This window comes from Phocaeicola sp. ICN-14070, assembly GCF_037892625.1.
Taxonomy (GTDB): domain Bacteria; phylum Bacteroidota; class Bacteroidia; order Bacteroidales; family Bacteroidaceae; genus Phocaeicola; species Phocaeicola plebeius.
Map to the genome: position 1 here is coordinate 1 of NZ_JBBKBF010000176.1, position 649 is coordinate 649.

Sequence of the window (649 nt, forward strand, 5' to 3'; positions counted from 1 at the left end):
GTATCTGACCAAACTGCAGGACAGCGGCCTGGTGCTGGAAGGCATCAACAACGTGCGGGGATACCGCTATACCAACTGCCCCGGCATCGACGGGTTTGCCATGCTGGAACGCCTGCACCAGGCCAAACTGAACGGCAGCGGCAAGCTGGAGCGCTTTGTGCTGGAGATAGACCGGGAAGACGACGGAACGCTGCTGAAGAAGTATTTCGATTACGGAACGTACACGCAGACGGGTGCGGTGGATGACCGCCACTCGGGCCTTCGCGGTAAGCTGACCCTGACGAAGTATCTGGCTGACGAGGAACTGGAGATGTATGCCGCCCGTTATCCGGAACTGGCCATCAAGCAGCCGCCTTATACGATGATTGAGTTTGACGACAGTGTGGCCGACGATGCCAATGTTTCGAACCTGGACAACAAGACAGGGTACAAATTCGGCAATACGTACAAAATGAGCGGGCATGTGAATGCCATCCTGTCCAAGCGCCACCGCGTATTGGCCAAGGTGACCAAGATACCCACGAGCCGGAAAGTGGAGATGGCCGGGCAGCAGGTGGAAGTGAACAACCCGGACGGGGAGATGACCTATTTCCCCCTGCATGACGAAAGCTCGAACTTCTATGCCGATGCGGAGGATATGAACGACTGT

The 649-nt window shown here is 56.5% G+C and carries 1 protein-coding gene; it reads left to right on the plus strand.

The window, feature by feature from the left end; translation table 11 throughout:
• Positions 1–649 (plus strand): hypothetical protein (locus WKT20_RS18175; RefSeq protein WP_340417883.1); only part of this gene is annotated, 649 nt, incomplete at both ends.